We start from the raw sequence: 26307 nt of genomic DNA, 5'->3' as shown, positions 1-26307 counted from the left end.
CAAGTGCCCGTCGGCAGGGGAGAAACCGTGGGGCTCATCCCAAAAAGTCAGTCGCCGCTCGTTGGCGTCGACATCAGTTCGACTGCGGTAAAGCTTTTGCAGCTGTCCCGCAGCGGCAATCGTTTCCGTGTGGAACATTATGCTGTGGAACCTCTTCCGCCGAATGCGGTGGTGGAGAAGAACATCGTGGAAGTGGAGGCCGTGGGTGAGGCCATCCGCCGCGCGATGAACCGTTCAGGCAGCAAGGCCAAGCTGGCCGCCGCTGCCGTGGCCGGCTCGGCGGTGATCACCAAGGTGATCCCGATGCCCGCCGACCTGGACGAAAACGACATGGAAGCCCAGATCGAGCTGGAAGCGGTCAACTACATTCCGTATCCGATCGAGGAAGTGAACCTGGACTTCGAGGTGATCGGGGCGATCCCGAACAACCCGGAAATGGTCCAGGTGCTGCTGGCCGCATCGCGTTCGGAGAACGTGGAGCTGCGCCAGTCGGCGTTGGAACTGGGTGGCCTGCAGGCCAAGGTGATGGACGTGGAGGCCTTCGCGGTCGAGAACGCCTACGCCCTGGTCGCCAGTGAACTGCCGGTGTCCATCGACGGCGTGGTTGCGCTGGTCGACATCGGCGCCACCATGACCACGCTCAACGTCCTGCGCGGCGGCCGCAGCCTGTACAGTCGCGAACAGGTGTTCGGTGGCAAGCAGCTGACCGACGAGATCATGCGCCGCTATGGCCTGAGCTACGAGGAAGCCGGACTGGCCAAGCGCCAGGGCGGGCTGCCGGAAAGCTACGAGATGGAAGTGCTGGAGCCGTTCAAGGAGGCCACGGTCCAGCAGATCAGCCGCCTGCTGCAGTTCTTCTATGCCGGCAGCGAATTCAACCGCGTCGATCACATCGTGCTGGCCGGCGGCTGCGCCGTGCTCGGGGGCCTGCCGGAGATGGTCGAAGAACAGCTGGGCGTGCCGACCGTCGTCGCCAACCCGCTGGCACAGATGACCCTGGGGCCGAAGGTGAACGCGCATGCGCTGGCCCAGGATGCCCCGGCGCTGATGATCGCCACCGGTCTGGCGCTGAGGAGCTTCGACTGATGGCACGCATCAATCTATTGCCCTGGCGCGCCGAACGGCGCAAGCAACGCCAGCGCGAGTTCTACGCAATGCTGGGCATGGCCGCTGTCGGTGGCCTGCTGCTGTCGCTGATGATCTGGTTCTACTACGACCGCCAGGTCAGCGGCCAGATGGACCGCAATGCCTACCTGCAGGCCGAGATCGAGAAGGTCAAGGAGCAGAACAAGGAGATCGACCGCCTCGACGCGCAGAAGGAACGCCTGCTGGCGCGCAAGAAGGTGATCGAGGAACTGCAGGCCAAGCGCTCGCAGATGGTCCACCTGTTCGACGCGCTGGTGCGCACGATTCCCGACGGTGTGGTGCTGACCGCACTGAAGCAGGAAGGCGACGTGCTGACCCTGGAAGGGCGCACCCAGTCCAATGCGCGGGTGTCGGCCTACATGCGCAATCTGGAGACCTCCGGCTGGATGACCAACCCGGAACTGTCGATCATCGAGGCGCGTGATCCGGAGAAGGACAAGGACGGCAAGGCCGGCCCGGTTGCCGATATCAAGGCGCTGCCCTACGTGTTCGTGGTCAAGGTGAAGCTGCCGGCGCAGAGTGAAGAGGCCTCGGCCACGCCGGGCCTGAACGCCGATGGCTCGGTGGCTGCACCTGCACCTGCACCTGCACCTGCACCGGCTCCGGTGGCACCGCTTGCTGCCGGCCCGGACGCGGCAACGCCGGCCGCACCGGCCGCTGGCCAGCCTGCACCGGCTGCACCGGCACCGGCACCTGCTGCGGCCAAGCCGAACCCGCCCACCGCCCCGGCGCCGAAGCCCGAGGGCAGCCGCCTGGCGCAGCCGCCGCAGGCCTTCTACGCCCCGCTGACGGGGGACCGCGCATGAGCCAGAAGATCGATCTGAAGAACCTGGATTTCAACGACATCGGCAACTGGCCGCAGAAGGCCAAGATCGTCTTCTGCTCGTTGCTGGCGCTGGTGATCATGTTCGTGGCGTGGATGCTGCTGATCAGCGGCAAGCGCGAGGAGCTGGCCAGCCTGGAATCGACGGAAGTGGAGCTGCGCGGCGAGTTCACCAAGCAGCAGGAGCGCGCGGTGAACCTGGAGCCGCTGAAGCAGCAGCTGGCGCAGATGGAGCAGGTGCTGCAGCAGATGCTGCGGCAGCTGCCCAGCAAGACCGAAATGCCCGACCTGATCATCGACATCTCACAGACCGCGTTGTCCAGCGGCCTGACCAATGAGCTGTTCGAGCCGGAGCAGGAGCAGATCAAGGAGTTCTACGCCGAGAAGCCGATCAAGCTGCGCATGGTGGGCAGTTACCACCAGTTCGGCGCGTTCGTCAGTGGCGTGGCTTCGTTGCCGCGGGTGGTGATCCTGACCATGCATGACATCAACCTCAAGCCCAAGGAAAAGACCGGCGGCAACATCCGCAGCGGCGCGCTGGAACTGTCCGGTACGGTCAAGACCTACCGCTACCTGGACGAGACCGAGGTGCAGGCGCAGCAGGCGGCTGAGGCGGGCAAGGAGGGGACCCCGTGATGCGCGCACAGATCCTAAGGGGTGCGACGGTGCTGGCTGTGCTGCTGCTGGCCGCCTGCGGCCGCGGCGTGACCAGCACGCCCGGTGATGCACCGAACCTGGAAAAGTGGGTGGAAGGCGAGCGTGCGCGACCGGCGCAGCCGCTGGAGCCGCTGCCGGTGATGCAGCAGTTCGAAACCTTTGAATACTCCGCGCAGGGCATGCGCGATCCGTTCACCGATGCCTGGACCAATCCGCAGCAGGGGAATGGCGGATTGCGGCCGGATCCGAACCGGCGCAAGGAGCCTCTGGAAGGCTTCCCGCTGGATGCATTGGACATGGTGGGCACCATCGGTACCGGTGGCGGTACCGTGGCGCTGGTGATGGGGCCGGACAAGGTGACCTACCGGGTGCGCCCGGGCGGTTACCTGGGGCAGAGCGACGGGCGGGTCACGGCGGTCTTTGAAGACCGCGTGGAGCTGATCGAACTGGTGCCGGATGGCGCGGGCGGCTGGCTGGAACGGCCTGCAACGCTCTCGCTTGAAGATCAATGATCGTTTACTGGGGATAGCACGATGACCTTTCACCAAGCCAAGGGGCTGCGTCCCATCCGGCGCTCTACCTTGAACCGCATCAGCGCGCTGGGAGTCGCGCTGATGCTGGCCAGCGCTCCGGCGCTGGCCGCGGCACCGGCAGAGAAACCGGCAGGCACCACCGTGGCAGCGGCCACCGCGCCGGCCGGCCTGTCGGTGGCCAAGATCGATTTCAAGCGTGGCGATGATGGCGCCGGGCGCCTGATCGTGCAGTTCGACGGCCAGGGGGCGATCCCCGACCTGCGCACGCAGGGCAACAGCGTGGTGGTCGACGTCGGCAACGCCCGCCTGCCGGCCAACCTGCAGAAGCCGATGAACGTCACCGACTTCGCCACGCCGGTGCAGCGCATCGATGCCAAGCCCTCCGGGGCCGGCACGCAGCTGGTGCTGAGCACCGGCGGTGCAGTGGAATCGCTGGCCTACCAGAGCGGCAACGAGTACGTGGTCGAGATCAGCCCGCGCCAGGCACCGGCTGCGGTCGGTGCGGTCACGGCCGGCAGTGTCACCCAGGCGGCCAAGGCCGTCGGCCAGCGTGGCTTCACCGGCAAGCCGGTGACCTTCAACTTCCAGGACGTGCCGGTGCGCACCGTGCTGCAGTTGATCGCCGAAGAATCCAACCTCAACGTGGTGGCGTCCGATTCGGTGCAGGGCAATGTGACCCTGCGCCTGGTCAACGTGCCGTGGGACCAGGCGCTGGACATCGTGCTGCGTGCCAAGGGCCTGGACAAGCGTCGCGACGGCAGCGTGATCTGGGTGGCTCCGCAGGCCGAGCTGGCCAAGTTCGAGCAGGAGAAGGAAGACGCGCGCATCGCCATCGAGAACCGCGAAGACCTGGTCACCGATTACGTGCAGATCAACTACCACAGCGCCACGCAGATCTTCAAGGCGCTGACCGAGGCCAAGGGCATCGGTGGTGGTGGCGGCAGCGGCGGAAACGGCGGCGGCTCGTCGCAGGAAGACAGCGGGTTCCTGTCCTCGCGTGGCCGCATCGTGGCCGATGAACGCACCAACACGCTGATGATCAGCGACATTCCGAAGAAGATCGCGCGCATGCGTGAACTGATCGGGGTGATCGATCGTCCGGTTGATCAGGTGCTGATCGAGAGCCGCATCGTCATTGCCACCGATACCTTCGCCCGCGAACTGGGTGCGAAGTTCGGCATCAGCGGCAGCCGTGACAATGTCTACTTCAGCGGCAGCCTGGACGCCAACGCCGAGACCCGCAAGTCGCAGGTCGATACTGCGCTGGCCAATGCCAAGGCCGTGCGTGAATGGGAAGCCGGCGGCAGCGTGGGTCCGGCACCAGTACCCAGCGGCTCGACCATCAAGCGCGGGCTGAACTGGAACCTGCCGGTGGCCGCGGCCAACAATCCCGGTTCGCTGGCGCTGTCGATCCTCAATGCGGGTTACCTGCTGGACGTGGAGCTGTCGGCCATGCAGGAGGAATCGCGTGGTGAGGTGATCTCCAACCCGCGTGTGGTCACCACCAACCAGCGCGAGGCGATGATCAAGCAGGGCAAGGAAATCGGCTACGTCACCATCAGCGGCACCGGTGCTGCCGGCGGCGCCGGTTCCACCCCGAACGTGCAGTTCAAGGAAGTGGTGCTGGAACTGCGCGTTACCCCGACCATCACCAATGACAACCGCGTGTTCCTCAACATGCAGGTGAAGAAGGATGAGGTCGATCGCCTGATTGAACTGCAGGGCTATGGCACTGTGCCGTCGATCAACCGTCGCGAAGTGAACACCGCCGTGCTGGTGGAAGATGGTCAGACCGTGGTGATCGGTGGTGTCTACGAGTTCACCGACCGCAGCAGCATCAGCAAGGTGCCGTTCCTGGGCGATGTGCCGTTCCTGGGCAACCTGTTCAAGAAGCGCGGTCGCAACAAGGACAAGGCCGAGCTGCTGGTGTTCGTCACCCCGAAGGTGCTGCGCGTGGCCAAGCAGAACTGAGCCACCCGCACCGGCAAAACCAAGAAGGGCCGCCCAGTGCGGCCCTTCTTCGTTCTGCGCCGTCTGACATGGGTAGATCCACGCCCTGCGTGGATGCCGTTCAGCCGTTCTTGATGCCAATCGCAGGGCACCCTGCGATGATGTTGGGAACCCGTGCCGTCCTGCGCCGGTCAAAGGCCCCCATGAACCTGCCTCCGCCGATGCCCGAAACCGTCCCCGCGCCGTCCACGCCGGCCGCCAGCCGCCTGCATGCGGCCTTCAGCCAGCTGCGCGACGCATTGTCGGCCGAAATTGTCGGCCAGGCGGCGCTGGTCGAGCGCCTGTTGATCGCACTGCTGGCCGATGGCCACCTGCTGGTGGAAGGTGCGCCGGGCCTGGCCAAGACCACCGCGATCCGCGCGCTTGCCGCACGCCTGGAGACCGATTTCGCCCGTGTGCAGTTCACGCCCGATCTGCTGCCGGCCGACCTGACCGGCACCGAGATCTGGCGCCCGCAGGAAGGCCGGTTCGAGTTCGTGCCCGGCCCGATCTTCCACCCGATCCTGCTGGCCGACGAAATCAACCGCGCCCCGGCCAAGGTGCAGTCGGCGCTGCTGGAAGCCATGGGCGAGCGCCAGGTGACCGTCGGGCGCCACACCTATGCGTTGCCGCCGTTGTTCCTGGTGATGGCCACGCAGAACCCGATCGAGCAGGAAGGCACGTTCCCGCTTCCGGAAGCGCAGCTGGACCGGTTCCTGATGCACGTGCGCATCGGTTATCCCGACCAGACGGCCGAATCGGAAATCCTGCGGCTTGCCCGCGAGCGCGCACGCGGTGCGCTGGGCGAGGCCGCAGCGGCGCCGCAGAAGCTGCCGATGCAGGACGTGTTTGATGCGCGCCGCGAAGTGCTGGACCTGCACATGGCGCCGGCACTGGAGCGCTATCTGATCGAGCTGGTGCTGGCCTCACGCGATCCATCGCGCTATGACGCCGGCCTGGGCCGCCGCATCGCCTGGGGCGCCAGCCCGCGTGGATCCATCGCGCTGGAACGCTGCGCGCGCGCGCGCCTGGCTGGGCGGCCGCGATTTCGTCACCCCGGACGACGTGCGCGCCGTCGCCGCCGACGTGCTGCGGCATCGCGTGCTGCCCAGTTATGAAGCCACCGCCGAGGGCTGGGACGGCGAACGGCTGGTGCAGGAACTGCTGGCCCGGGTGCCGGCCCCTGAGCCTGCGCATGACCGATCGATCCCCGCAGCAGGTACCCTCCGTCAGCGATGGTGATGGGCTGCGCCCGCAGCTGTCCGAACTGGTGGCCCTGCGTCGCCTCGCGCAACGTCCACCGCCGCCGCGGCGGGGCGTGCCGGCAACGCCGGGCAGGCACCATCACCGATGCGTGGACGTGGCATGGAGTACGCCGAGTCGCGCGAGTACGTGGCCGGTGATGACGCGCGCCACATCGACTGGCGCGTCACTGCGCGCACCGGTCGCGCCCACACCAAACTGTTCCAGGCCGAGCGTGAGCGGGTCAGCCTGATCGTGGCCGATACTTCGCCAGCCCTTTACTTCGGTACCCGTGTGCGCTTCAAGTCGGTGCAGGCTGCACGCGCTGGCGCGGTCGCGGCATGGTCGGCGCAGCGCCGCGGCGATCGCGTTGGCGCACTGCGCGGTAGTGACCGCGAGGCCCCGATCGCCCCCGCCGGTGGGCCACGCGGTGTGCTGCGTGTGCTCGACGCGCTGGCGCGCTGGTACGCGCAACCGCCCACCGACGATCTGGGGTTGGAGCGGGCACTGGACCACGCGGCGCGCGTACTGCGCCCCGGTGCGCGCATGCTGGTGCTGGCAGACCCGCAGCAGGCCATCCGGATTGCGCCGGCGCGCTGGAGTGCGCTGGCCCAGCATCACGACCTCAGCCTGGTGCTGCTGGTCGATCCGCTGGAACTGCAACCGCCCTCGGCGGCCCTGCAGTTCCAGACTGCACAGCAGCGCATCGGTCTGGATCTGCGCCGTAGCGAGGTGCAGGCGCACTGGCAGGCTCACTTCGTCGAACCACTGCAGGAACTGCGGCGCCAGCTCGGTGCACGCCGCGTCGATGTGCAGGTGCTGTCCACCGACGCGCCCAGCGACGCCTGGCTGGCCGCGTCGCCGACCGAGGTGCCGGCATGAGTGCCAACCTGCCGCTGCGCGATGTGCAGCTGCCGCCGGCACCGCCGTGGTGGCCGCCGGCGCCGGGCTATCTGATGATCGGCGGCCTGGTGCTGCTGGTGGTGGCGGTGCTGGCCCTGCTGTGGTGGCAACGCCGGAGTCGTCGCCAGCGCTGGTTGCAGGTGTTCGATCAGGAGCTGACCACCGCTACCGATGCCACGGCGCAACTGGCGGCGATCGCCGGCCTGCTGCGTCGCGCCGCGCGGCACGCACAGCCGGGCAGCGAATCGCTGCGCGACGATGCCTGGTGGCAGCGCGTGGATCCAGCCGGCACGTTGCCCGACGTGCGCCGTCGCCTGTTGGCCGAAGGCGCCTATCGCCCCCGCGTCGACGCCGGTGAAGTGGCAGCGGTGCGCAGCTGGGCCCGCGAGCGTTATCTGGCGATGCTGCTGGAGCGCCGCCGATGAGCCTGCTGGCAAGTTACTGGCCGTGGCCGGACCTGCAGCTGGCATGGCCGCTGGTGCTGCTGGCGCTGCCGCTGCCGTTGCTGATGCGCTGGTGGAAGCGTCGCGCTGACCCGGGCGCGGCACTGCGCGTGCCCTATGCGGCGAGTGAGCTGGAAGCGCTATCCGCTGGCGGCCGCCTCGACGTGTCGTGGCTGCGCACGCTGCTGCTGTGGCTGGGCTGGTGCGCGCTGTGCGTCGCACTGGCGCGCCCGCAGCAGTTGGGCGAAGCCATTACGCCGCCGCAGCAGGGCCGGCAGATGATGCTGGCAATGGACGTGTCCGGCAGCATGAGCGAGGGCGACATGGTGCTGGGCGGGCAGGCGGTGGACCGCTTGACCGCAGCGAAGGCGGTGCTGGCCGACTTTCTTGACCGCCGTGCCGGTGACCGCATCGGTCTGCTGATCTTCGGCGACCGTGCCTACACGCTCACGCCGATCACCGCCGATCTGGCCAGCGTGCGTGACCAGCTGCGCGACAGTGTGGTAGGCCTGGCGGGGCGCGAAACCGCCATCGGCGATGCCATCGGCCTGGCGGTGAAGCGCCTGCGCAGCCAGCCCGAAGGCCAGCGCGTGCTGATCCTGCTCACCGACGGCGTCAGCAACGCAGGCGTGCTGGAGCCGCTGCGCGCAGCCGAACTCGCGCGCGCCGAAGGCGTGCGCATCCACACCGTCGCCTTCGGCGGGGATGGCAGCATGCGCTTTCTCGGCATTCCCGTTTCCGCCGATCAGGACCCGGTTGATGAGGCCACGTTGAAGAAGATCGCCAGCCTGACCGGCGGCCAGTTCTTCCGTGCACGCGATACCGCGCAGCTGGTTGGGATCTATGCCGAGCTGGACCGGCTGGAGCCGATCGCCGCGAAGGGACCGAGCCTGCGCCCGCGCGAAGAACGCTATGCGTGGCCGCTGGGTCTTGCGTTGCTGCTGGGCGTGCTGGCCTGGCTGTGCCCGGAGCGTCGCCGATGATCGCCCTGGCCGCGAATCTTCCTGATTGGGGCGCACTGCATTTCCTGCGCCCGCAATGGCTGTGGGCGCTGCTGGCGATGCCTGTGATCATCTCGGCGGTGCTGTACCGTCAGCGCCGCAATGACGCGTGGCGGCAGGCCGTGGATGCACACCTGTTGCCGCACCTGCTGGCCGCCGGTGCGAAGCGTCGAGTGCGCCTGCCATGGACGCTGCTGCTGGGCTGGACACTGGCATCGCTGGCGATGGCCGGGCCGAGCTGGCGGCAGCAGGCACAACCGATGTTCCAGTCCAGCGCACCGCTGCTGGTGGTACTGGACTTGTCCAGCCGGATCACCGCAACCGATCTGCCACCGTCGCGCCTGCTGCAGGCGCGGGCGAAGGTGGGCGAGTTGCTGCGCGCCCGCCAGGGCGGGCAGGTGGGGTTGGTGGCGTATGCCGATGATGCCTACACCGTGGCCCCGCTGACCGATGACGGTAGCAATGTCGCGCTGTATCTGGATGCGTTGTCACCGGAGGTGATGCCACGCGATGGCCAGCGTGCCGACCGCGGCATCGACTGGGCAACACGGTTGATGCGGCAGATCGGTGCGTTGCAGGGGCAGATCCTGCTGGTCAGCGACCAGGCGGATGGTGAAGCTGCACTGGCCGCAGCGCAGGCGCGCAGCCTGGGCCTGCAGGTGTCGGTGCTGGGCCTGGGCACGCCTGCTGGTGCGGCCTATCGCGATGGCAGTGGGCAGATCCGCCAGGCCGCCCTGGACGAGGGCAGCCTGCGCGCGGTGGCCACTGCCGGTGGTGGCCGCTACGCACGGATCTCCGCCGATGACAGCGACCTGCGCGCGCTCGGCGTACTCGATGCGCGCGAGGGTACGGCAGCGCAGCGGCCGGGCGAAGGCAAGCAGTGGCGCGACGAAGGCTTCTGGCTGTTGCCGCCGCTGATGCTGCTGGCGCTGCTGGCCTTCCGCCGCCGCGCGGTGCTCGCTGCGGTGCTGGCAGTGGGCCTGCTGCCCTGGATGAACGACGTGCATGCGCAGACACCCGCGGCGCCGGCTTCGCAACCGGCGCAGGGCACGCTGTGGAAGCGCGCCGACCAGCAGCAGCACCAGCGCCTTGCCGACGGCGTGCAGGCCTACCGCAAGGGGGACTTTGCCGGCGCCCGTCAGCAGTTCGAAGGCATCAACAGTGATGCCGGTTGGTACAACCTGGGCAACACGCTGGCGCGCGAAGGCAACTACGATGACGCCATCGCCGCCTACGATCGTGCGCTGACCTTGCATCCGGGCATGGCCGATGCAATGGCCAACCGTGCCGTGGTCGATGCCGCGCGCAAGCGCAAGCCGCCAGGCGGCAAGGGGCAGGATCAACCGAAGTCGCCGGACGGGCAGCAGAAGCAACAGCAGCGTCCACAGGGCCAGCCACCACAACCGGGCCAGAAGGACCCGGGGCAGGGCCAGCCTTCGCCGGGCCAGCAGGGCCAACCCAAGCCCGGCGATGACAAGGCATCCTCCAATCCGCAGTCCGGCCAGCGCGGCCGCGATGGCCAGCAGGCTCCGCCGCAGGTGGAAGATGCCAAGGCGCAGGCGCAGGCCGACGAACAGCAACGCCAGCGCATGCAGCAGGCGATGCAGCAGGCGCGCGAGGGTGAGGCCGACAAGGACGGCAGACCCGTGCCGGGCAGTGAGGGCCGCACGCCGCGCCAGCGCGAGGAGCAACAGGCGGTGGAGGCGTGGATGCGTCGTGTGCCGGATGATCCGGGCGCATTGCTGCGCGCCAAGTTCCAGCTGGAAAACGAACGCAGGAAGAGGGAAGGGCGATGACGCGGGCGATCAACATGCACGGGCGCTGGCCACTGCAGATACTGGCGGCGCTGCTGCTGTGGCTGCCGATGCTGGTGTGGGCGCAGCCGCGCGCCTGGCTCGACCGCGACCGCATCGCGATGGGTGACACGGTCACTCTCAATGTCGAGAGCGACCAGGGTGCCCCTGACTTCACGCCATTACGCAGCGACTTCGACCTGAGCGGCCAGACCAGCAGCCGGCAGGTGGAGTGGAGCAATGGCAGCATGCAGCAGCGCAACCTGTACGGCGTGGCGTTGACGCCACGGCGCAGCGGCGCGCTGGTGGTTCCCGGCCTGCAGGTGGGCAGCGTGCGTACCGCGCCGCTGACGCTGCAGGTCGATGCGGCCGCCGTGGCGGGGCCCGACAGCAATGCGATGGCTTTCATCGAAACCGTTGTCGATGACGATACGCCGTATGTGCAGCAAAGCGTGGGCGTGGTGGTGCGGTTGTATTTCGCCTCGCAGCTGGCCTCCGGCGAGCTGGTGCTGGATACCCCGGCCGGCGCCTCGTTGCAGCGCGTGGGCGATGACCGCACCGATGTGCGCCAGGTCAATGGCCGGCGCTACAACGTGGTCGAGCGGCGCTTTCTGCTGATCCCTGAGCGCAGTGGCGCACTGCGGCTGGCCGGTGCGCGCTTCAGCGGGCGCAGCGCGGGTGGCTTCTTCGACGATTTCTTCGGCGGTGGCGACGGGCGCATGAACGCCACCGGCGCCGATCGCACCCTGCAGGTGCAGGCACAGCCGGCGCAGGCACCGCAGCCCTGGCTGCCACTGCAGGCGCTGCAGCTGCGCTACACCAGCGCGCCCACCCGTGGCCGCGCCGGCGAGGCGGCCAACGTAGTGGTCGAAGCCATCGCCGAGGGTGCCACCCGCGCGCAGTTCACCGACCTGCCGGTGCCCGATCTCGGCAGCAGCGCGCAGGTGTTCGCCGAACCCGCGCAGTACGAAGAGACCTTCAACGGCAGCACGCCGCGCCTGAAGATCACCCGTCGCTATTCGATCGTGCCTCGCCAGCCGGGTTCGCTGGTGGTGCCGGGGCCGCGCCTGCCCTGGTGGGATGTGCGCAATGGCAAGGCACAGGAAGCGAGGCTGCCGGACCTGACGCTGGCCGTTGCGGCCGGCACTGGCACTGGCACTGGGACTGGCACGGGCACTGCTTCGCCGGCGCCGCTGCCGCCGATCGACACCGACGCCGCGCTGCCCGGCACCGATGGACAGGACGCGCGTATCGCCGCGACCGATCCACGTGCCAGTGGCCTGTCCGAGCGTCCATGGCCATGGATGGCGGCGGCCATCGGCCTGGCGCTGCTATGGCTGTTGACCCTGCTGTGGGGCTGGCAGAGAGGTCGCCGCCCGCGTGCGGCGGCGCCTGCAGCCGGCAAGTCTTCTGTGCCGACTGTGGCGAGCGGACGTGCCGGCGTGGCCGAACTGCGCCGCGCGCTGGACGGGGAAGGTTTCGACCGGGTGGAAGCACAGCTGTGTGCGATGGCCGGTGTGGAACGCATCGATCAGGTCATTGCCCGCCTGGAAGACCCGGCCCAGCGCCAGGTGTTGCAGGATCTGCAGCGGGCACGCTGGGGCGGGCAGGGCGATCTGTCGCCGCTGCGCGCGCGCCTGCGCGAGGTCTTCCGTGACGGACCGCACTGGTCGGCGGCTACGGGCGCCGCCGAAACTGGCCTGGCGCCGCTGTATCCACCGCGGCGAACCTGAACCGGCGCCGCTTGCGGGCTTTGTTAGAGTGCATTCATTTTCGAGGAAACCCGCGTATGACAGCAGCTGCTGCCGACAGGAAGAAGTTGCCCCTGCATTGGAAGATGGGCATCGGCTTTGCGATCGGCCTGATCCTGGGACTGATCGTGCATGCCCTGGGCGGCAGCGTCGAGGGTCTGCAGGCCGGTGCCAAGTGGGTCATGGACTACGTCACCACCCCGGCGTCGGGCCTGTTCCTCAACCTGATCTTCATGCTGATCGTGCCGCTGATCTTCTCGGCGCTGATCATGGGCGTATCGGAGATGGGCGACATCCGCGCCCTCGGCCGCATCGGCTGGAAGACGCTGGCGTTCACCGTGCTGCTGTCCGGTATCGCGGTGGGCATCGGCCTGGTGCTGGTGAACGTGCTCAAGCCGGGCGCGGGCGTCGATCCGCAGACCGCAGCGCTGATGCTGTCGGAGAACGCCGAACGCAGCAAGGAGATCGTGGCCGGCATCCATGGCACCCCGAAGGGCATGGACATGCTGTTGTCGATCGTGCCGAGCAACGTGCTGCAGGCGGCATCTGACAACGGCGCGATCCTGTCGCTGATGTTCTTCGCACTGATGTTCGGCATCGGCATGGTGCTGACCGACAATGAGAAGGTCGCCCCGCTGCGCCGCGCCATCGAAGGCGTGTTCGAAATCTCGATGACCCTGATCAACCTGGTCATCCGCCTGGCCCCGTATGCGGTGGCCTGCTTCATGTTCAACCTGGCCGCACTGTTCGGCTTCGAGCTGATCATCCGCCTGGGTGCCTATGTGGGCGTGGTGGTGCTGGCACTGGGCCTGCACATGATCGTGACCTACGGCACTGCGGTGTGGCTGTCCGGCCGTTCGCCGCTGTCGTTCTTCCGCGATACCCAGGAAGCGACGGTGATGGCGTTCTCCACTGCGTCCAGCAATGCCACCCTGCCGACCGCGCTGCGCGTGGCCGACCAGATGGGCCTGCCGCAGCGCGTGTCGCGCTTCGTGCTGACCGTGGGTGCCACCGCCAACCAGAACGGCACCGCGCTGTTCGAGGGCGTGACGGTGATCTTCCTGGCGCAGTTCTTCGGCGTGGACCTGAGCATCGGCCAGCAGTTCATGGTGATGGCGGTGTGCATCCTCGGCGGCATCGGTACCGCCGGTGTGCCGTCCGGCTCGCTGCCGGTGGTGGCGATGATCTGCGCGATGGTGGGCGTGAACCCGCTGGGCATCGGCCTGATCCTGGGCGTGAACCACTTCCTGGACATGTGCCGTACCGCACTGAACGTGACCGGCGACCTGGCCCTGACCACCCTGGTGGCCAAGGGCGAGCCGCACGACGGCCCGGCGCTGACCCCGCGCCAGGACTGAGCCCGGCACCACTGCTGGCGACCTGATCGGGGTCGGATCCCATTCCCCACGGAATGGGCTCCGACCCCTTTCGTTTTCCGGTCCGACCTGACCCCGCCCGGCGACTATGGGACAATAGGCCGCCCGCACGTCCGCGGCCGCCTCCCGATTCCGACAGAACCATGACGCAGCCTACCCGTCGCCAGTTGGCCAACGCCATCCGCTTCCTTGCCGCCGATGCGGTTGAAACCGCAAAGTCCGGCCACCCCGGCATGCCCATGGGCATGGCCGACATCGCCGAAGTCCTCTGGAACGACTACCTCCGCCACAACCCGAGCAACCCGCACTGGTTCAACCGCGACCGTTTCGTGCTGTCCAACGGTCACGGTTCGATGCTGCAGTACGCGCTGCTGCACCTGAGCGGTTACGACCTGCCGATCGAGCAGCTGAAGCTGTTCCGCCAGCTGGGCAGCCACACCGCCGGCCACCCGGAACGCCACGAGACTCCGGGCGTGGAAACCACCACCGGCCCGCTGGGCCAGGGTTTCGCCAATGCCGTGGGCTTCGCCCTGGCCGAGAAGCTGCTGGCACAGCGCTTCAACCGCCCGGAGCTGGAAGTGGTCGATCACCGCACCTGGGTGTTCATGGGCGATGGCTGCCTGATGGAAGGCGTGTCGCATGAAGCCGCCTCGCTGGCCGGCACCTGGGGCCTGCACAAGCTGGTCTGCTTCTGGGACAACAACCACATTTCCATCGACGGCAACGTCGAAGGCTGGTTCACCGACAACACCCCGGAGCGTTTCGAGGCCTATGGCTGGAACGTGGTCCGCGACGTCGATGGCCACGACCCGGAAAGCATCAAGGCCGGCATCGAGGCCGCGCTGTCGCAGAGCGACAAGCCGACCCTGATCTGCTGCCGCACCACCATTGGTTTTGGTTCGCCGAACAAGGCGGGCAAGGAATCCAGCCACGGTGCCCCGCTGGGCAAGGACGAACTGGAAGCCACCCGCAAGCAGCTGGGCTGGGAGTACGGCCCGTTCGAGATTCCGCAGGCGATCTATGACGGCTGGCGTGCCAATGGCGCCGGCACCCTGCGCCAGGCCGAATGGGAACAGCTGTTCGACAAGTACGCCCGCCAGTACCCGGGCGAAGCGGCCGAACTGACCCGTCGCTCGCACGGCGAACTGCCGGCCGACTTCGTTGCCAAGGCCGATGCCTACATCGCCCAGGTGGCCGCTGAAGGCCCGACGATCGCCTCGCGCAAGGCCTCGCAGCTGGCCATCGAAGCCTACGCCCCGCTGCTGCCGGAAATCGTCGGCGGCTCGGCTGACCTGGCGCACTCCAACCTGACCCTGTGGAAGGGCAGCACGTCGGTCGCCAGCGACGACGCCAACGCCAACTACGTGTACTACGGCGTGCGCGAGTTCGGCATGACCGCCATTGCCAACGGCCTGGCCCTGCACGGTGGCTTCATTCCGTTCGATGCCACCTTCCTGGTGTTCAGCGACTACGCCCGCAACGGCGTGCGCATGAGCGCGCTGATCCCGGCCCACGCCATCCACGTCTATACCCACGACTCGATCGGCCTGGGCGAAGACGGCCCGACCCACCAGCCGGTGGAGCACCTGGCCTCGCTGCGCTACATCCCGAACAACGACGTGTGGCGCCCGTGCGATGCCGTTGAGTCGGCAGTGAGCTGGAAGGCCGCGATCACCCGCCAGGACGGCCCGAGCTGCCTGGTGTTCAGCCGCCAGAACCTGCCGCACCAGCCGCGCAACGCCGAGCAGATCGCCCAGATCGAGCGCGGCGGCTACGTGCTGGCCGATGCCGCCGGTACCCCGGATGTGATCCTGATCGCCACCGGTTCGGAAGTCTCGCTGGCCACTGAAGCCAAGGCCCAGCTGGACGCGGCCGGCCTCAAGACCCGCGTGGTCTCGATGCCGTCCACCGACGTGTTCCTGCGCCAGGATGCGGCCTACCGTGAATCGGTGCTGCCGAACGCCGTGCGCAAGCGCGTGGCGGTGGAAGCCGGCGTTACCGGTTTCTGGCGCCAGTTCGTCGGCCTGGACGGTGCGGTGATCGGCATCGACACCTTCGGTGCCTCGGCCCCGGCCGACCAGCTGTACAAGCACTTTGGCATCACCACCGCGCACGTGGTGGAAGCGGCCAAGGCGCTGTAAGCAGCATCACAGCGTGATGAAGGAAAGGCCGGCGCAAGCCGGCCTTTCTCTTTTTCTGTGGGGCGAAACGAATCGGCCGCCGTGCCAGTAGATCCACGCCGTGCGTGGATGAGCGTTACATTGCGTCCCGCACGTCCATCAGCGCAAACCCAAGCAGGTTCAATCCGCGCCACTGCGCCGGGTTGTGCGCGTCGGCGTGGTCCTTGGCCAGGCCGATGCCCCAGATGAAATCCACCGGGCTGGCTTCGACCAGCACCCAGCCTGCGGTCGCACGCAGGAACGCCCCAAGTTCCGGGTTCTGCGCGAACTTGGCCCTGTTGCCTTCCACCACCAGGTCGTAGCGGGCCTGCGTCCAGCGTGCTTCATCGAAGCCTTCGATCTGGCGGCCGAAAGCCTTGGCCTTGTCCGGCGTGGTGCTGGCGACGATCTTCTCAAGCAGCTTGGTGGCGCCAAACAGACGCGCCTTTCCGGCCATCATGTAGTGCTCGGCGGTGCGGTAGTGCACGCCATCGATCTCGAAGCCGGCGTCATACCACTGGCTGAAACAGGACGCAGAAACTCCGCTGCGCGGCGGCTGGTGGCCCCAGAAGCAGAGGTAACGCAGGTCTTCGCCTGCAGCTTCGCGCTGCTGCAGATCATGCAGGAAACGGGAATCATCGTTCATCGCCACAGCATAGCGTGCCGCCGCGCCCTGGTAGGTGCCAACCTTGGTTGGCACTGATGCTTTTTCGCCGGGCATGGCCCGGCGCTACCGTACGCGTGATTACGCAGTACGCGCCAGCGCCAGGCGCAGCAGGCGTGCGTTCAAGCGCTCGCTGAAATCCTTCGGTGCCTGCAGGCCCATGCGCTGCAGGTACACCGCGTCGCCATCACCGGCCGGCTGCCGCAGCGCGGCCCAGACCGTGCGTAGCTTGTCGCCGCGGGTCTGCGTGTTGGCCTTCAGCCAGCCCAGTGCCTTCACCAGCACCTGCTCGATCTCGTTGAAATCGCTGCCGAGCGGATAGTCCGGCAGGCTGCCATCGGTGCGGAACGGTGCCAGTGCTGCGGACAACGCCTGCGGCGTGTTGCGCTGCAGGCGCTGCGGAACCGGTTGCGCAGCCGATAGCAGCTTGCGCGCAGCCTGCGCCTGCAGCAGCAGATCACCTTGGAATGGCGCCTCGGTGATCGCCGCCATCGCCTGCACGCAGTCCTCATCGGTCAAGCCGCGCAGATCGGCAATGCCGTACTCGTTGAGGTAGATGTCGCGCAGGTGGCGCGGGATGGTGGTGTGCCCGTAGTTCCAGCGCACATTGGATTCGCGCCGGCCCTTGTCATCGCGCGCGGCGCGGAACATCAGCACGCTGCGTGCTTCCGGCAGCGCGTGCGCCATCGCCACGAAGTTGTATTGGCCGCCCACGCCGGACACCACACGTCCATCGTCCAGCGCGTCCGACACCGCCGCACCCAGCGCGGTGGCCATCATGCAGGAATTGAAGAAGCGTGCATGGCGGCGCTGCAGGCGTTCGAGCGTTTCGTTGCCGCCGTACAGCTGGTTGATCTCGCTGATGCGACGCATGCCGATCGCGCGGCACTCGTCGTCCGGCAGCGTGCGCAGCCACTCATAGAATTCCGGCGAACCCAGGTAGAACGCACCGTGCAGGTACTCACCTTCGGCCGCCAGCGTGGCGTGGTCGATGGACAGCGTGCTGCCGTTCTCGATGCGCTGCATCAGCGCCAGGTCGTCGTGAACCTTGCGCTTGATCACCCCGGTCTGCACCAGCCGGCGGAAGCCCTCGTTGAGCATTTCGCTGCAGCCGTACAGGCCAACCTCGAACGGATCCAGCCCGCCGATTTCCTGCACCAGCGGGTGGCTGGCCAGCTGCGGGTCCAGCGCGTGCAGCACGCGGCGGTAGCGCGCGTTGTCGGTGTGGCGCAGTACCAGCGCATGGCTGAGCGCATCGGCCAGCGTGCCGATGCCGATCTGCAGCGTGCCGCCGTCGCGCACCAGCGTGCTGGCGTACAGGCCGATGGCGTAGTCGGCATCGCCGACCGGCTGCCGCGGCAGGCCGAACAGTGCCGGGTACGGTGGCGGCGGGGTGATCACCAGATCGAAGAACGACACATCCACCGTGGCCGAGCCACCCAGGTAAGGCAGCTGCGGGTCGATCTCGGCGATCAGCAGGGGCCGCGGCAGGCCACGCGCGGCGATGGCATCCAGGGTGTCCTGGGTGATGTCGTTGTTGCATGACAACGAGAGCCGACGGTCACCGGCGCGCATCGCCACCTTCTGCACGATCACCTGCGGCGCGCGCTGGGCGACCGCGTCGGCGGCGTGGGTGTAGTTCAGGCTGGTATAGCTGGACTGCGCCTGGCGCGAACCGAGCAGGGCACCGGACTGCATGTAGAACTCTTCCACCTGCACATGCGCCGGCAGCGCGTCACGCGTGATCGCATCGGCATAGGCCAGGCGCGGGAAGTCGTCGCCGAAATGGCGCTGCACGAACGGCGCCATGAAGCGCGCCTCCAGGCCCTCGCCGCGTGCCTGGGGAGGATTCAACGACAGCGCGGTGTACAGCTGCAGCGGCCGCGATGGGTCCTTCTCGACGCGTGCATACAGCGCATTGAGCAGCCGATGCGGTTTGCCCAGTGCCAGCGGCGCGCCGATCCGCAACGGCCCGTCCACGCGCGCAAACAACCAGTCGACGGCGGCGTCCAGGTCGGTGAGGTGTTCGGTCATGCGCGGCGGTCCTGCGTGTGGGGAGTGCGGGCATTACAGCATGTCGGGCTTGAACCGCCGTCGACGCGAGACTTCCGCGCCGGACACCATGAACTGCCCGTCGCCCCGGTAATGCACCGTGCGCGGCAGTTTCGGCCGCGGCGCAACCTGTGCATGCACGATTTCCCAGATGAACAGGTTGCTCGCGTCGACCTGGCTGTCGTCGTACAGGCGGCACTCGAAACAGGCATGGCACTGGCCCACCAGCGCCGCGCCGACCTCCCGCGCGGGCACGGCGTCGAGCCCGAAGTGGGCGAACTTGTCGACCTCACGGCCGCTGCAGTTGCCGATGTCCACCACGGTATCGAGCAGTTCCACGCCGGGCACATTGATCACGCACTCGCCGCTGCCCCGGGCCAGTGTGAAGCTGTGGTTCTCGTGCCACAGGTAGGTGGCGACAAGCGACGGCGAGAAGCCCATCACCATGTGCCAGCCCATCGTCATCAGGTTGCGCTGGCCGCGCCAGGCGGTACTGACCAGCACGATCGGGCCGGGCTCGAGGAAGCGGCGGGCCTGCTCGACCGGGAATTCCTTCTTGGGCAGCGCTTTCATCCGGGGCCTGGGGCGGGAGGAACCGATGCTGGCGCAGCTGCGATGAACCCGGAGTCGAGGGGCTTGACACAAAGCTCGATTACGCGCGTAATCGGGTTGTCGATTACGGATGTAAACAATGACCCCGATCAGCGAAGCCGAAGCCGTTGTTATGGAGGTGCTGTGGCAGCAGGCACCGCGTAGCGCCGAAGACGTGGTGGCCGCGCTGGCCCACCGCGACTGGGCCGAGCCGACCATCAAGACCCTGCTCAACCGCCTGCTGACCAAGGGCGCGATCGCCGCCGAGCGCGATGGCCGGCGCTATCTGTACCGGCCCCTGCTGCAGCGCCAGGCCTGGGTGGAGGCGCAGAGCCAGGACTTCATCGGCCGTGTGTTCGAGGGCAGGGTAGCGCCGCTGGTGGCGCATTTCAGCGAGCGCGGCCAGCTCAGCGCGCAGGACATCGCCGAACTGAAGAAGCTGATCCAGGAGCTGGACCATGACTGAGCTGCTTGATGGACTGTGGCAGGGCAGCCTGTGGCTGGCGGTGGCTGCGCTGCTGCTGGCCGCGTTGCGCCCTTTGCTGGTACGGCTGGGCGGCGCCGCGCTGGCCTACCGCAGCTGGTGGCTGCTGCCGCTGCTGTTGGCGGCGCTGTTGCTGCCGCTGCCCGAGGTGGCGTTGCTGCAGCAGGTGCCGACGCTGCCGCTGACGGTGGTGCCGGGAGCAGCCGATGGTCTCGGCGGGGAGTCGTTGCCGTGGGCTCGGCTGCTGTTGCTGGCATGGGCGCTGGGCGTGGGCATCAGCCTGTTGCGCGACCTGCGTGCGCAGCGCCGCTTCGAACGCAGCCTGGGCGTGCTGCACGCGCGCGCCGACGGTAGTTGGCAGGCCAGCGCTGATCCGGGCCTGCCCGCGCTGGTCGGTCTGTGGCGACCACGCATCGTGGTCGGTCCGCAATTCGATCAGCAGTTCACCGCACAGGAGCAGGACCTGATCCTGCAGCACGAGCGCAGCCATCGCCGCAATGGCGACCACTGGGCCAACGGCGCGCTGCTGCTGGTGCGCGCAGTGTTCTGGTTCCACCCGCTTCTGCCATGGGCTGCACGCCGTTTCCTGCGCGACCAGGAACTGGCCTGTGATGCCCGCACCATTGCCCCGCAGCCTGCGCTGCGCGGCCTCTATGCCAGCACGCTGCTGAAGGCGCAGCTGGTCCATCCGGTTGCGCCCGCGGTCTGCCATTGGCGCAGCCAACCCGTGTTGAAGGAGCGTATCGCCATGTTGAAGCAGTCCAAGCGGAAGGCATTGCCGTGGGTGTCGGGTCAGGTGCTGGTGGTCGGGTTGTGCGCGGGAATGGCGGCGGTGGCGTGGGCCAGCCAGGGCGGTGCGGCGGCAGGTACCCGGATCGGTGTCGAGCCGTTCGAATACGCTGCAGAGGATGCGGCCAAGGCGGGGCTGGACAGTCCGATCCAGGTCGACAAGATGCCGCCGCCGTCCTATCCGAAGTCCGCCTTCGAGCAGCGCCAGGTGGGCGTGGTCAACCTGCGCATCGAGGTGGACGCACAGGGCCATCCGACCGATGTGCAGGTGCTCAGCGCGACCAATCCGGGGGTGTTCGATGCCGTCTCCATCGCCGCCGCGCGCAGCTGGACCTACCGACCGGCGCGGAAGAACGGCAAGCCGGTGGCCGGTGCCGTCCGCATTCCGATCACCTACGCCATGGATGAGACCGAGGAAACGAAGTGAGGCGGGCGCCGCTGTGGATGATGGCGGCACTGCTGGTGGGGTGTGCAACCCAGGATCGCCTGACCACCGTCGATACCCGCAGCGAGAACGTTGGTCACCAGCGTCTGCGGCCCGATGCCGCAGGCGGCGCCGGCCAGATCCAGCCCTACACGCTGGCCGACAGCGAGGGCTACCGGATGCCGCAGTTGCATACGGCACCCGATCCGGTGGTGGGCGAGCGCGACCCACGCACGGCACTGCCGCCGACCACGGTCTGCCTGCAGGTGGTGGTGGATGCGCAGGGCAGCGTTGAGCGCAGCATGCCACTGACCGACCGCAGCGAATGCCGTGCGGGCGCGAGGCCGGAGAATGCGCCCTTGCTGCAGGCCGCGCAGGAGGCGGTGGCGATGTGGCAGTACTCGTCCGCCGCGGTCTGCCACTTCCCAGCAGGCAAGGTGCCGGCCGATCGCGGCGACTGCCGCAGCGCCGAGCGGGTTGAGCCGGTCGCCGTCACCCTGCAGTACGCCTTCACCTTCGAGATCGTGAAGGGCCAGCATGTGGTGCGCACACAGGGCGGGTAGCGCCGTGCCATGGCCGGCGGGTGCAACGGCGCGCGTCAGGCCCCGCCCTGGATGTTCGCCTTCACCGCCGGCTGCATCAGTGCCGGTTCGGCCAGCGTCGCATCGCGGGCCTGGCGTACGCTGACGAACTCGGCCTCGGCCACGCCGTCATGCACGTGGATGTTGTGTGCGCGTTGTTCGCCGATGGTGGTTTCGTTGGCGAACGCGCGGCCACCCGGGCCGTAGTCGTGGCAGACGAACACGCGGGTGGCATCGGGCAGGGCCAGCAGGCGCTGGATCGAGCGATACAGCTGCGCGGCGTCACCGCCCGGGAAGTCGCAGCGGGCGGTGCCACCGTCAGGCATGAACAGCGAGTCGCCGCTGAACAGGGCGTCGCCGATCAGGTAGGCAACGCTGTCGCTGGTGTGGCCGGGCACGGCAATCACGCGCGCCTGCAGCTCGCCGAGGGCGAAGGTCTCGCCATCGGCGAACAGGCGGTCGAAGATGTCATCGGCGGCAGGAAGCTGCAGGCCGTAGCGCGGTGCAAAGGTGGCCTGCACCGCGCGGATGCCTTCGCCGATGGCCAGCGTGGCCTGCGGGAAGCGCTGCTTGAGCCGACGCCCCGCCGACACATGGTCGGCGTGGGCGTGGGTTTCCAGCAGCCAGTGCAGCTGCAGGCCCTGCTGTTCGATGGCCTGCAGCACGTCGCGCAGCGGTGACTCGCTGCTGGCGTCGGTGTCCGGGTCGTAGTCCAGGACCGGGTCGATCAGCGCCGCCTCGCCGCTGGCCGTGTCGCTGACCAGGTAGCTGAAGGTGTTGCTGTCATGGTGGAAGAACGACTGCACCTGGACTGGCATGGGAACGCTCCTCAGCGCGTGCCGAGCACGCGGTTCAGCAACTGCGCCAGGTTCTCGCCGGCCAGTCGCAGCTGCGCTTCGGCCAGTGGCCGGTAGCGCTCGGTGTACTCGTCACCGATCTTACGCGTGGCCGGATAAACGCCAGCCTGCATGGAGATGCGGCAGCTGGCCTCGGCCCAGGTCTGCGGGTCGCGCTGCGGGTTGGACTGGCGTGCCAGCTTCGGCGCGCGCAGGCCCTGCAGCACCGGCAGGTACCCGCTGTCGTCCAGCTTGCGGGTGTTGAGCATGCCGCTGTCCCACAGCGAGTGCAGGTTGGTACCGCGGTTGCCGAACTGCAGCTGGAAGTCGTTGCCGCCCTTGTCGTGCGCGTAGCCGGCGTGCATCGGCTGGTGGATGTCGCCGACCAGGTGAACGACGAACTTCAGCGCCTGCAGGCGCTCGCCGTCGGTCAGGCTGCGGTCGCCGAGGATGGCGCTCTGTGCCTTCAGTGCCTCGACGATGCAGTTGCCGTTCCTGCAGTGCTTGGGAGCTTCGTAATGGCAGTTGTCTTCGGCGATGTTGACGTAGTGCCAACCGGCCGAGCGACGGCCCAGGCCGGGGTCCTTGGCGCGCAGCTGATCGGCCCAGGGCGCGATGCTGGCCAGGGTGGCGTCGGGCTCGGTGGCCAGCAGGCGGTCCACTTCGGCGCGGGCGGTGGGGTTGAGGCGGGTGTCGGCGACTTCGGCGACAAGGCGGTGGCCTTGTGCGCCCCAGGCATGGGCCGGGGCGGAAGCGGACAGCAGAGCCGGCGCCAGGGCGGCGGCGAGGAACAGGGAGTGCAGGGCTTTCATGCGCACATTCTAGCGGCGGCCGGGCACTGGCGGCTTGATGGAGCCCGGCCGGTCGCCACGTCGCCTTGATGCTGCGGCCGCTACGGTAGCCCGGCCAAGGGGAGTGGGAGAGGGTGATGATCATCACGGACAGACGGATCCAGGCAGGCCACCCCGAAGACGATGGGTTCGCCGCCGCGTTCAATGCCCAGGTCGTCTGGCGCATGCGCTGGGCCTGTGCCGTGGCCGGTGCCTTCTCGCTGGGCTTTGCCGTACTTGATTCCTACTGGTTGCCGCCGGAGGTGCATGCGCCGGTACTGCGCTGGCGGCTGGGCGTGCTGTTGCCGACCCTGCTGCTGGGCGTGGCACTCACCTTCGTACCGGTGTTCCGTCGCCACCTGCAGTGGCTGGGCGGTAGCGTGGTGCTGGTCAGTGGTCTGGCGCTGGTGAGCATGATCTGGACCGCGCACCGTGCCGGCGTGAACTATCCCTACGAAGGCATCAGCCTGTTCCTGCTGCTGAACTACTTCCTGTGCGGCCTGCGTTTCGGTGTCGCCACGCTTTCCGGAACGCTGATCGCGCTGGGCTTCGTGCTGGCCGAACTGCAGGCTGGGCGGCACTGGCCGCAGATGCTGCAGAGCGTGATGTTCGTGCTGGCCAGCAACCTGGCCGGCATCGTCGGCAGCTATATCTCCGAACGCCAGGCGCGCGCGACCTGGCGCGCAGAGCAGCGGCTGGATGCACTGGCCAATCATGATGGCCTGACCGGCCTGCTCAACCGGCGTGCATTCGACCACCGCGCCCAGCAGATCTTCCAGCGCTACCTGCGTCGTCCGCACGCGCGCGGCGCACTGCGCATCGCGATGATCGACATCGACTACTTCAAGCGTTACAACGACCACCACGGCCATCCCGCAGGCGACACCGTGCTGCACGCGGTGGCGGTCACCCTGGCCGCGCAGCTGCGCGGTGTCGATTCGGTGGTGGCGCGTTACGGCGGCGAGGAGTTCGTGGCGCTCGGCCACTGGGCGCCGGGCGAGCCGGAAACAGCGCCCTTCGAACAGCTGCGGCAGCAGGTGCAGGCACTGGCGATCGCCCATGCCGATTCGGATGCAGCGCCAGTGGTGAGCGTGAGCATCGGCGTCGCGCGCTGGCACGATGATGGCGGCGACACGCTGGAACAGGCGTTGGCGCGTGCCGATGCAGCGCTGTACCGGGCCAAGGAAAGTGGCCGAAACCGGGTGGAAGTGGCGGCGGATCAATGACCGGCCATCGACCCGGTTCGTGTCGTTGCGGCATCGCGCCCGTCGGTAGATCCACGCCACGCGTGGATGAATCATCACACCCCCAAAAAAGCCCCGGCAATGACCGGGGCAACATGCCGCGAGGGTTTTGCGTGTGGCGGGCGAGCGGGGGCCGAAGCCCCCGCGCCCAGCACACCGCTTAGAACTTGAAGACGTACGACGCGCCGTAGACCAGCGGATCGATGTTGACCGTGCCGATCTTCTCGCCGTTCAACTTCACCTTGCTGTCGATGTCGATCCAGCGCATGTCCACGCGCAGGGCGCCCTTCTCGCCGATCGCGAAGTCGATGCCCGCATGCGCGGCCAGGCCCCACGAATCCTGCAGCTTCAGGCGGCTGTCCTTCAGCGCACCGGTGGTGTCTTCGCTGAAGAAGGTCGTGTAGTTCACGCCGGCGCCGATGAACGGCGACACCTTGCCCTTGCTGTTGAAGTGGTACTGCACGGTCACCACCGGCGGCAGCTGCTTGGTGCTGCCGACGCGGCCCAGGCCGTTGATGTTGATGTCGTGCTTGAACGGCAGCGCGGCCAGCACTTCGATGCCCAGGTTGTCGGCGATGAAGTACTCGCCGGTGATGGTCGGCTTGACGTCGTTGTCGACGTCGACCTTCAGGGTGTGGCCGGCCAGCCAGCCATTGTTCGACTTCGGGGCCACCTGGTGCACGCCGGCCGAGATGGTCCAGTCGCCCTTGGACTGGGCCATGGCCGGGGCGGCGGCGAGCGACAGGGCGGCGGCCAGGCTGGCCACGATCAGGGAGGAGGTCTTGCGCATGGGGGTGATCTCGTTGCGGGGTGGATGGCGACAGTCTCGGCCTCACGCCGCGCTAACGCTTTGATCCGGATCAATTCCTGTCCGCCAGCCCGCCGCGCCGGGGGCTGGCCCACGGTGGCCAGCCCCGGTTTGCTAGACTTGTGGGCCCTATCCATCCCGCCGCACCCGTCGCGGCCGCAGGAGCTTGAGAAATGGCAATCAAGGTTGGTATCAACGGTTTCGGTCGCATCGGGCGTAACGTCCTGCGCTCGGCGGTGCTGAACTTCGGCGACGACATCGAAATCGTGGCCATCAACGATCTGCTGGAGCCGGACTATCTGGCGTACATGCTCAAGTACGACTCCGTGCACGGCCGCTTCAAGGCCGACGTGGCGGTGCAGGGCAACGACCTGCTGGTCAACGGCAAGAAGATCCGCCTGACCCAGGAACGCGACCCGGCCAACCTGAAGTGGGATGAGGTGGGCGCCGACGTGGTGCTGGAAGCCACCGGCCTGTTCCTGACCAAGGAAACCGCGCAGAAGCACATCGATGCCGGCGCCAAGAAGGTCATCATGTCCGCTCCGTCGAAGGACGACACGCCGATGTTCGTGTTCGGCGTGAACGACAAGACCTACGCCGGCCAGGCCATCATCTCCAACGCCTCGTGCACCACCAACTGCCTGGCCCCGCTGGCCAAGGTCATCAATGACAAGTGGGGCATCAAGCGCGGCCTGATGACCACCGTGCATGCGGCCACCGCCACCCAGAAGACCGTCGATGGTCCGTCCAACAAGGACTGGCGCGGCGGCCGTGGCATCCTGGAAAACATCATTCCCTCGTCCACCGGTGCGGCCAAGGCCGTCGGCGTGGTCATTCCGGAACTGAACAAGAAGCTGACCGGCATGAGCTTCCGCGTGCCGACCTCGGACGTGTCGGTGGTCGACCTGACCGTCGAACTGGAAAAGGAAGCCACCTACGCCGAGATCTGCGCCGAAGTGAAGGCACAGAGCGAAGGCCCGCTGAAGGGCATCCTGGGCTACACCGAAGACAAGGTGGTGGCCACCGATTTCCGCGGTGAGACCTGCACCTCGGTGTTCGACGCCGATGCCGGCATCGCGCTGGACGGCACCTTCGTCAAGCTGGTGACCTGGTACGACAACGAGTGGGGCTACTCGAACAAGTGCCTGGAAATGGCCAAGGTCATCGCCGCCAAGTAAGGCCGGCCAG

Annotated in this window: 22 protein-coding genes and 2 pseudogenes; 18 read left to right on the top strand and 6 right to left on the bottom strand. The window is 67.6% G+C overall.

All coding sequences use genetic code 11. The annotated features are described in order from the left end of the window. The first annotated feature begins 27 nt into the window (after window positions 1-27). The 13 genes and pseudogenes from N4G47_RS15475 (at window position 28) to tkt (ending at window position 15798) form a co-directional block, all read left to right on the top strand. A complete protein-coding gene (locus tag N4G47_RS15475) occupies window positions 28-1086 on the top strand; it encodes a pilus assembly protein PilM (protein WP_057496791.1) in 1059 nt (352 codons plus the stop codon). Next, window positions 1086-1952, top strand: a complete 867-nt coding sequence (locus N4G47_RS15470) for a PilN domain-containing protein (protein WP_475288433.1) — start codon at window positions 1086-1088, stop codon at window positions 1950-1952. Before N4G47_RS15475 ends, N4G47_RS15470 begins: the two co-directional genes overlap by 1 nt. Continuing rightward, entirely contained in the window at window positions 1949-2605 is a 657-nt protein-coding gene (locus N4G47_RS15465) for a type IV pilus inner membrane component PilO (RefSeq protein ID WP_107231668.1), read from the top strand. Before N4G47_RS15470 ends, N4G47_RS15465 begins: the two co-directional genes overlap by 4 nt. After that, on the top strand, window positions 2605-3138 hold the full coding sequence (locus tag N4G47_RS15460) for a pilus assembly protein PilP (RefSeq protein WP_107231669.1): 534 nt from the start codon (window positions 2605-2607) through the stop codon (window positions 3136-3138). The genes N4G47_RS15465 and N4G47_RS15460 overlap by 1 nt, the downstream gene beginning before the upstream one ends. Window positions 3139-3159: 21 nt before the next feature. Beyond that, window positions 3160-5130, top strand: coding sequence for a type IV pilus secretin PilQ (locus N4G47_RS15455; RefSeq protein WP_475288423.1), 1971 nt, complete (start codon window positions 3160-3162; stop codon window positions 5128-5130). 182 nt (window positions 5131-5312) lie between these two features. Continuing rightward, a pseudogene (locus N4G47_RS15450) lies at window positions 5313-6390 on the top strand (AAA family ATPase). Beyond that, window positions 6344-7272, top strand: a pseudogene (locus N4G47_RS15445) (DUF58 domain-containing protein). Before N4G47_RS15450 ends, N4G47_RS15445 begins: the two co-directional pseudogenes overlap by 47 nt. Further along, complete coding sequence (locus N4G47_RS15440) at window positions 7269-7718, top strand: DUF4381 family protein (protein ID WP_475288420.1); 450 nt, start codon at window positions 7269-7271, stop codon at window positions 7716-7718. The pseudogene N4G47_RS15445 and the gene N4G47_RS15440 overlap by 4 nt, the downstream one beginning before the upstream one ends. Further along, window positions 7715-8719 carry a vWA domain-containing protein gene (locus N4G47_RS15435; RefSeq protein ID WP_475288418.1) on the top strand — a complete coding sequence of 335 codons (1005 nt, stop codon included), beginning with the start codon at window positions 7715-7717 and terminating at the stop codon, window positions 8717-8719. Before N4G47_RS15440 ends, N4G47_RS15435 begins: the two co-directional genes overlap by 4 nt. Further along, window positions 8716-10533, top strand: a complete 1818-nt coding sequence (locus N4G47_RS15430) for a VWA domain-containing protein (protein ID WP_475288414.1) — start codon at window positions 8716-8718, stop codon at window positions 10531-10533. The genes N4G47_RS15435 and N4G47_RS15430 overlap by 4 nt, the downstream gene beginning before the upstream one ends. Continuing rightward, window positions 10530-12263, top strand: coding sequence for a BatD family protein (locus tag N4G47_RS15425; RefSeq protein WP_475288410.1), 1734 nt, complete (start codon window positions 10530-10532; stop codon window positions 12261-12263). The genes N4G47_RS15430 and N4G47_RS15425 overlap by 4 nt, the downstream gene beginning before the upstream one ends. Before the next feature lie 56 nt (window positions 12264-12319). Then, window positions 12320-13639, top strand: coding sequence for a dicarboxylate/amino acid:cation symporter (locus N4G47_RS15420; RefSeq protein WP_475288406.1), 1320 nt, complete (start codon window positions 12320-12322; stop codon window positions 13637-13639). Between the two features lie 161 nt (window positions 13640-13800). Next, on the top strand, window positions 13801-15798 hold the full coding sequence (tkt, locus tag N4G47_RS15415; RefSeq protein ID WP_249842998.1) for a transketolase: 1998 nt from the start codon (window positions 13801-13803) through the stop codon (window positions 15796-15798). A gap of 115 nt (window positions 15799-15913) precedes the next feature. Here tkt and N4G47_RS15410 read toward each other — a convergent pair whose 3' ends face one another. Genes N4G47_RS15410 through N4G47_RS15400 form a run of 3 tightly spaced genes read right to left on the bottom strand, consistent with a single transcriptional unit; the run spans window position 15914 to window position 19105 of the window. Beyond that, window positions 15914-16516: an NADAR family protein gene (locus tag N4G47_RS15410; RefSeq protein ID WP_475288400.1), complete on the bottom strand. Its 603-nt coding sequence runs from the start codon at window positions 16514-16516 to the stop codon at window positions 15914-15916. Between the two features lie 45 nt (window positions 16517-16561). Then, window positions 16562-18514, bottom strand: coding sequence for an acetyl-CoA hydrolase/transferase C-terminal domain-containing protein (locus N4G47_RS15405; protein WP_475288395.1), 1953 nt, complete (start codon window positions 18512-18514; stop codon window positions 16562-16564). Between the two features lie 33 nt (window positions 18515-18547). Continuing rightward, window positions 18548-19105 (bottom strand): flavin reductase family protein, encoded by a 558-nt coding sequence (locus N4G47_RS15400; protein WP_475288392.1) that lies wholly within the window; start codon window positions 19103-19105, stop codon window positions 18548-18550. A 118-nt stretch (window positions 19106-19223) separates the two neighbouring features. On the opposite strand from N4G47_RS15400, the gene N4G47_RS15395 reads away from it, so the two are divergent. From N4G47_RS15395 to N4G47_RS15385, 3 genes are read left to right on the top strand one after another with little or no spacing between them, the layout of a single operon-like run. Continuing rightward, window positions 19224-19589 (top strand): BlaI/MecI/CopY family transcriptional regulator, encoded by a 366-nt coding sequence (locus tag N4G47_RS15395; protein WP_249843002.1) that lies wholly within the window; start codon window positions 19224-19226, stop codon window positions 19587-19589. Further along, window positions 19582-20823: a M56 family metallopeptidase gene (locus N4G47_RS15390; RefSeq protein WP_475288388.1), complete on the top strand. Its 1242-nt coding sequence runs from the start codon at window positions 19582-19584 to the stop codon at window positions 20821-20823. Before N4G47_RS15395 ends, N4G47_RS15390 begins: the two co-directional genes overlap by 8 nt. After that, window positions 20820-21383 (top strand): hypothetical protein, encoded by a 564-nt coding sequence (locus tag N4G47_RS15385; protein WP_475288385.1) that lies wholly within the window; start codon window positions 20820-20822, stop codon window positions 21381-21383. The genes N4G47_RS15390 and N4G47_RS15385 overlap by 4 nt, the downstream gene beginning before the upstream one ends. A gap of 35 nt (window positions 21384-21418) precedes the next feature. Here N4G47_RS15385 and N4G47_RS15380 read toward each other — a convergent pair whose 3' ends face one another. After that, window positions 21419-22219: an MBL fold metallo-hydrolase gene (locus N4G47_RS15380; protein ID WP_475288380.1), complete on the bottom strand. Its 801-nt coding sequence runs from the start codon at window positions 22217-22219 to the stop codon at window positions 21419-21421. An 11-nt stretch (window positions 22220-22230) separates the two neighbouring features. After that, window positions 22231-23049, bottom strand: coding sequence for a S1/P1 nuclease (locus N4G47_RS15375; protein WP_475288375.1), 819 nt, complete (start codon window positions 23047-23049; stop codon window positions 22231-22233). A 116-nt stretch (window positions 23050-23165) separates the two neighbouring features. Between N4G47_RS15375 and N4G47_RS15370 the strand changes: the two genes are divergently transcribed. Further along, the gene (locus N4G47_RS15370; RefSeq protein ID WP_475288372.1) at window positions 23166-24293 is read left to right on the top strand and encodes a GGDEF domain-containing protein; all 1128 of its coding nucleotides are present in this window, start codon (window positions 23166-23168) and stop codon (window positions 24291-24293) included. Window positions 24294-24471: 178 nt separating this feature from the next. Here N4G47_RS15370 and N4G47_RS15365 read toward each other — a convergent pair whose 3' ends face one another. Beyond that, complete coding sequence (locus tag N4G47_RS15365; RefSeq protein WP_475288368.1) at window positions 24472-25101, bottom strand: OmpW/AlkL family protein; 630 nt, start codon at window positions 25099-25101, stop codon at window positions 24472-24474. 191 nt (window positions 25102-25292) lie between these two features. On the opposite strand from N4G47_RS15365, the gene gap reads away from it, so the two are divergent. Then, window positions 25293-26297 (top strand): type I glyceraldehyde-3-phosphate dehydrogenase, encoded by a 1005-nt coding sequence (gap, locus tag N4G47_RS15360; protein ID WP_049465610.1) that lies wholly within the window; start codon window positions 25293-25295, stop codon window positions 26295-26297. Window positions 26298-26307 lie beyond the last annotated feature (10 nt).

The organism is Stenotrophomonas sp. GSD10, from assembly GCF_056172695.1.
The sequence above is the reverse complement of the archived record's forward strand: the minus strand, read 5'-3'. Positions and strand labels throughout refer to the sequence as shown.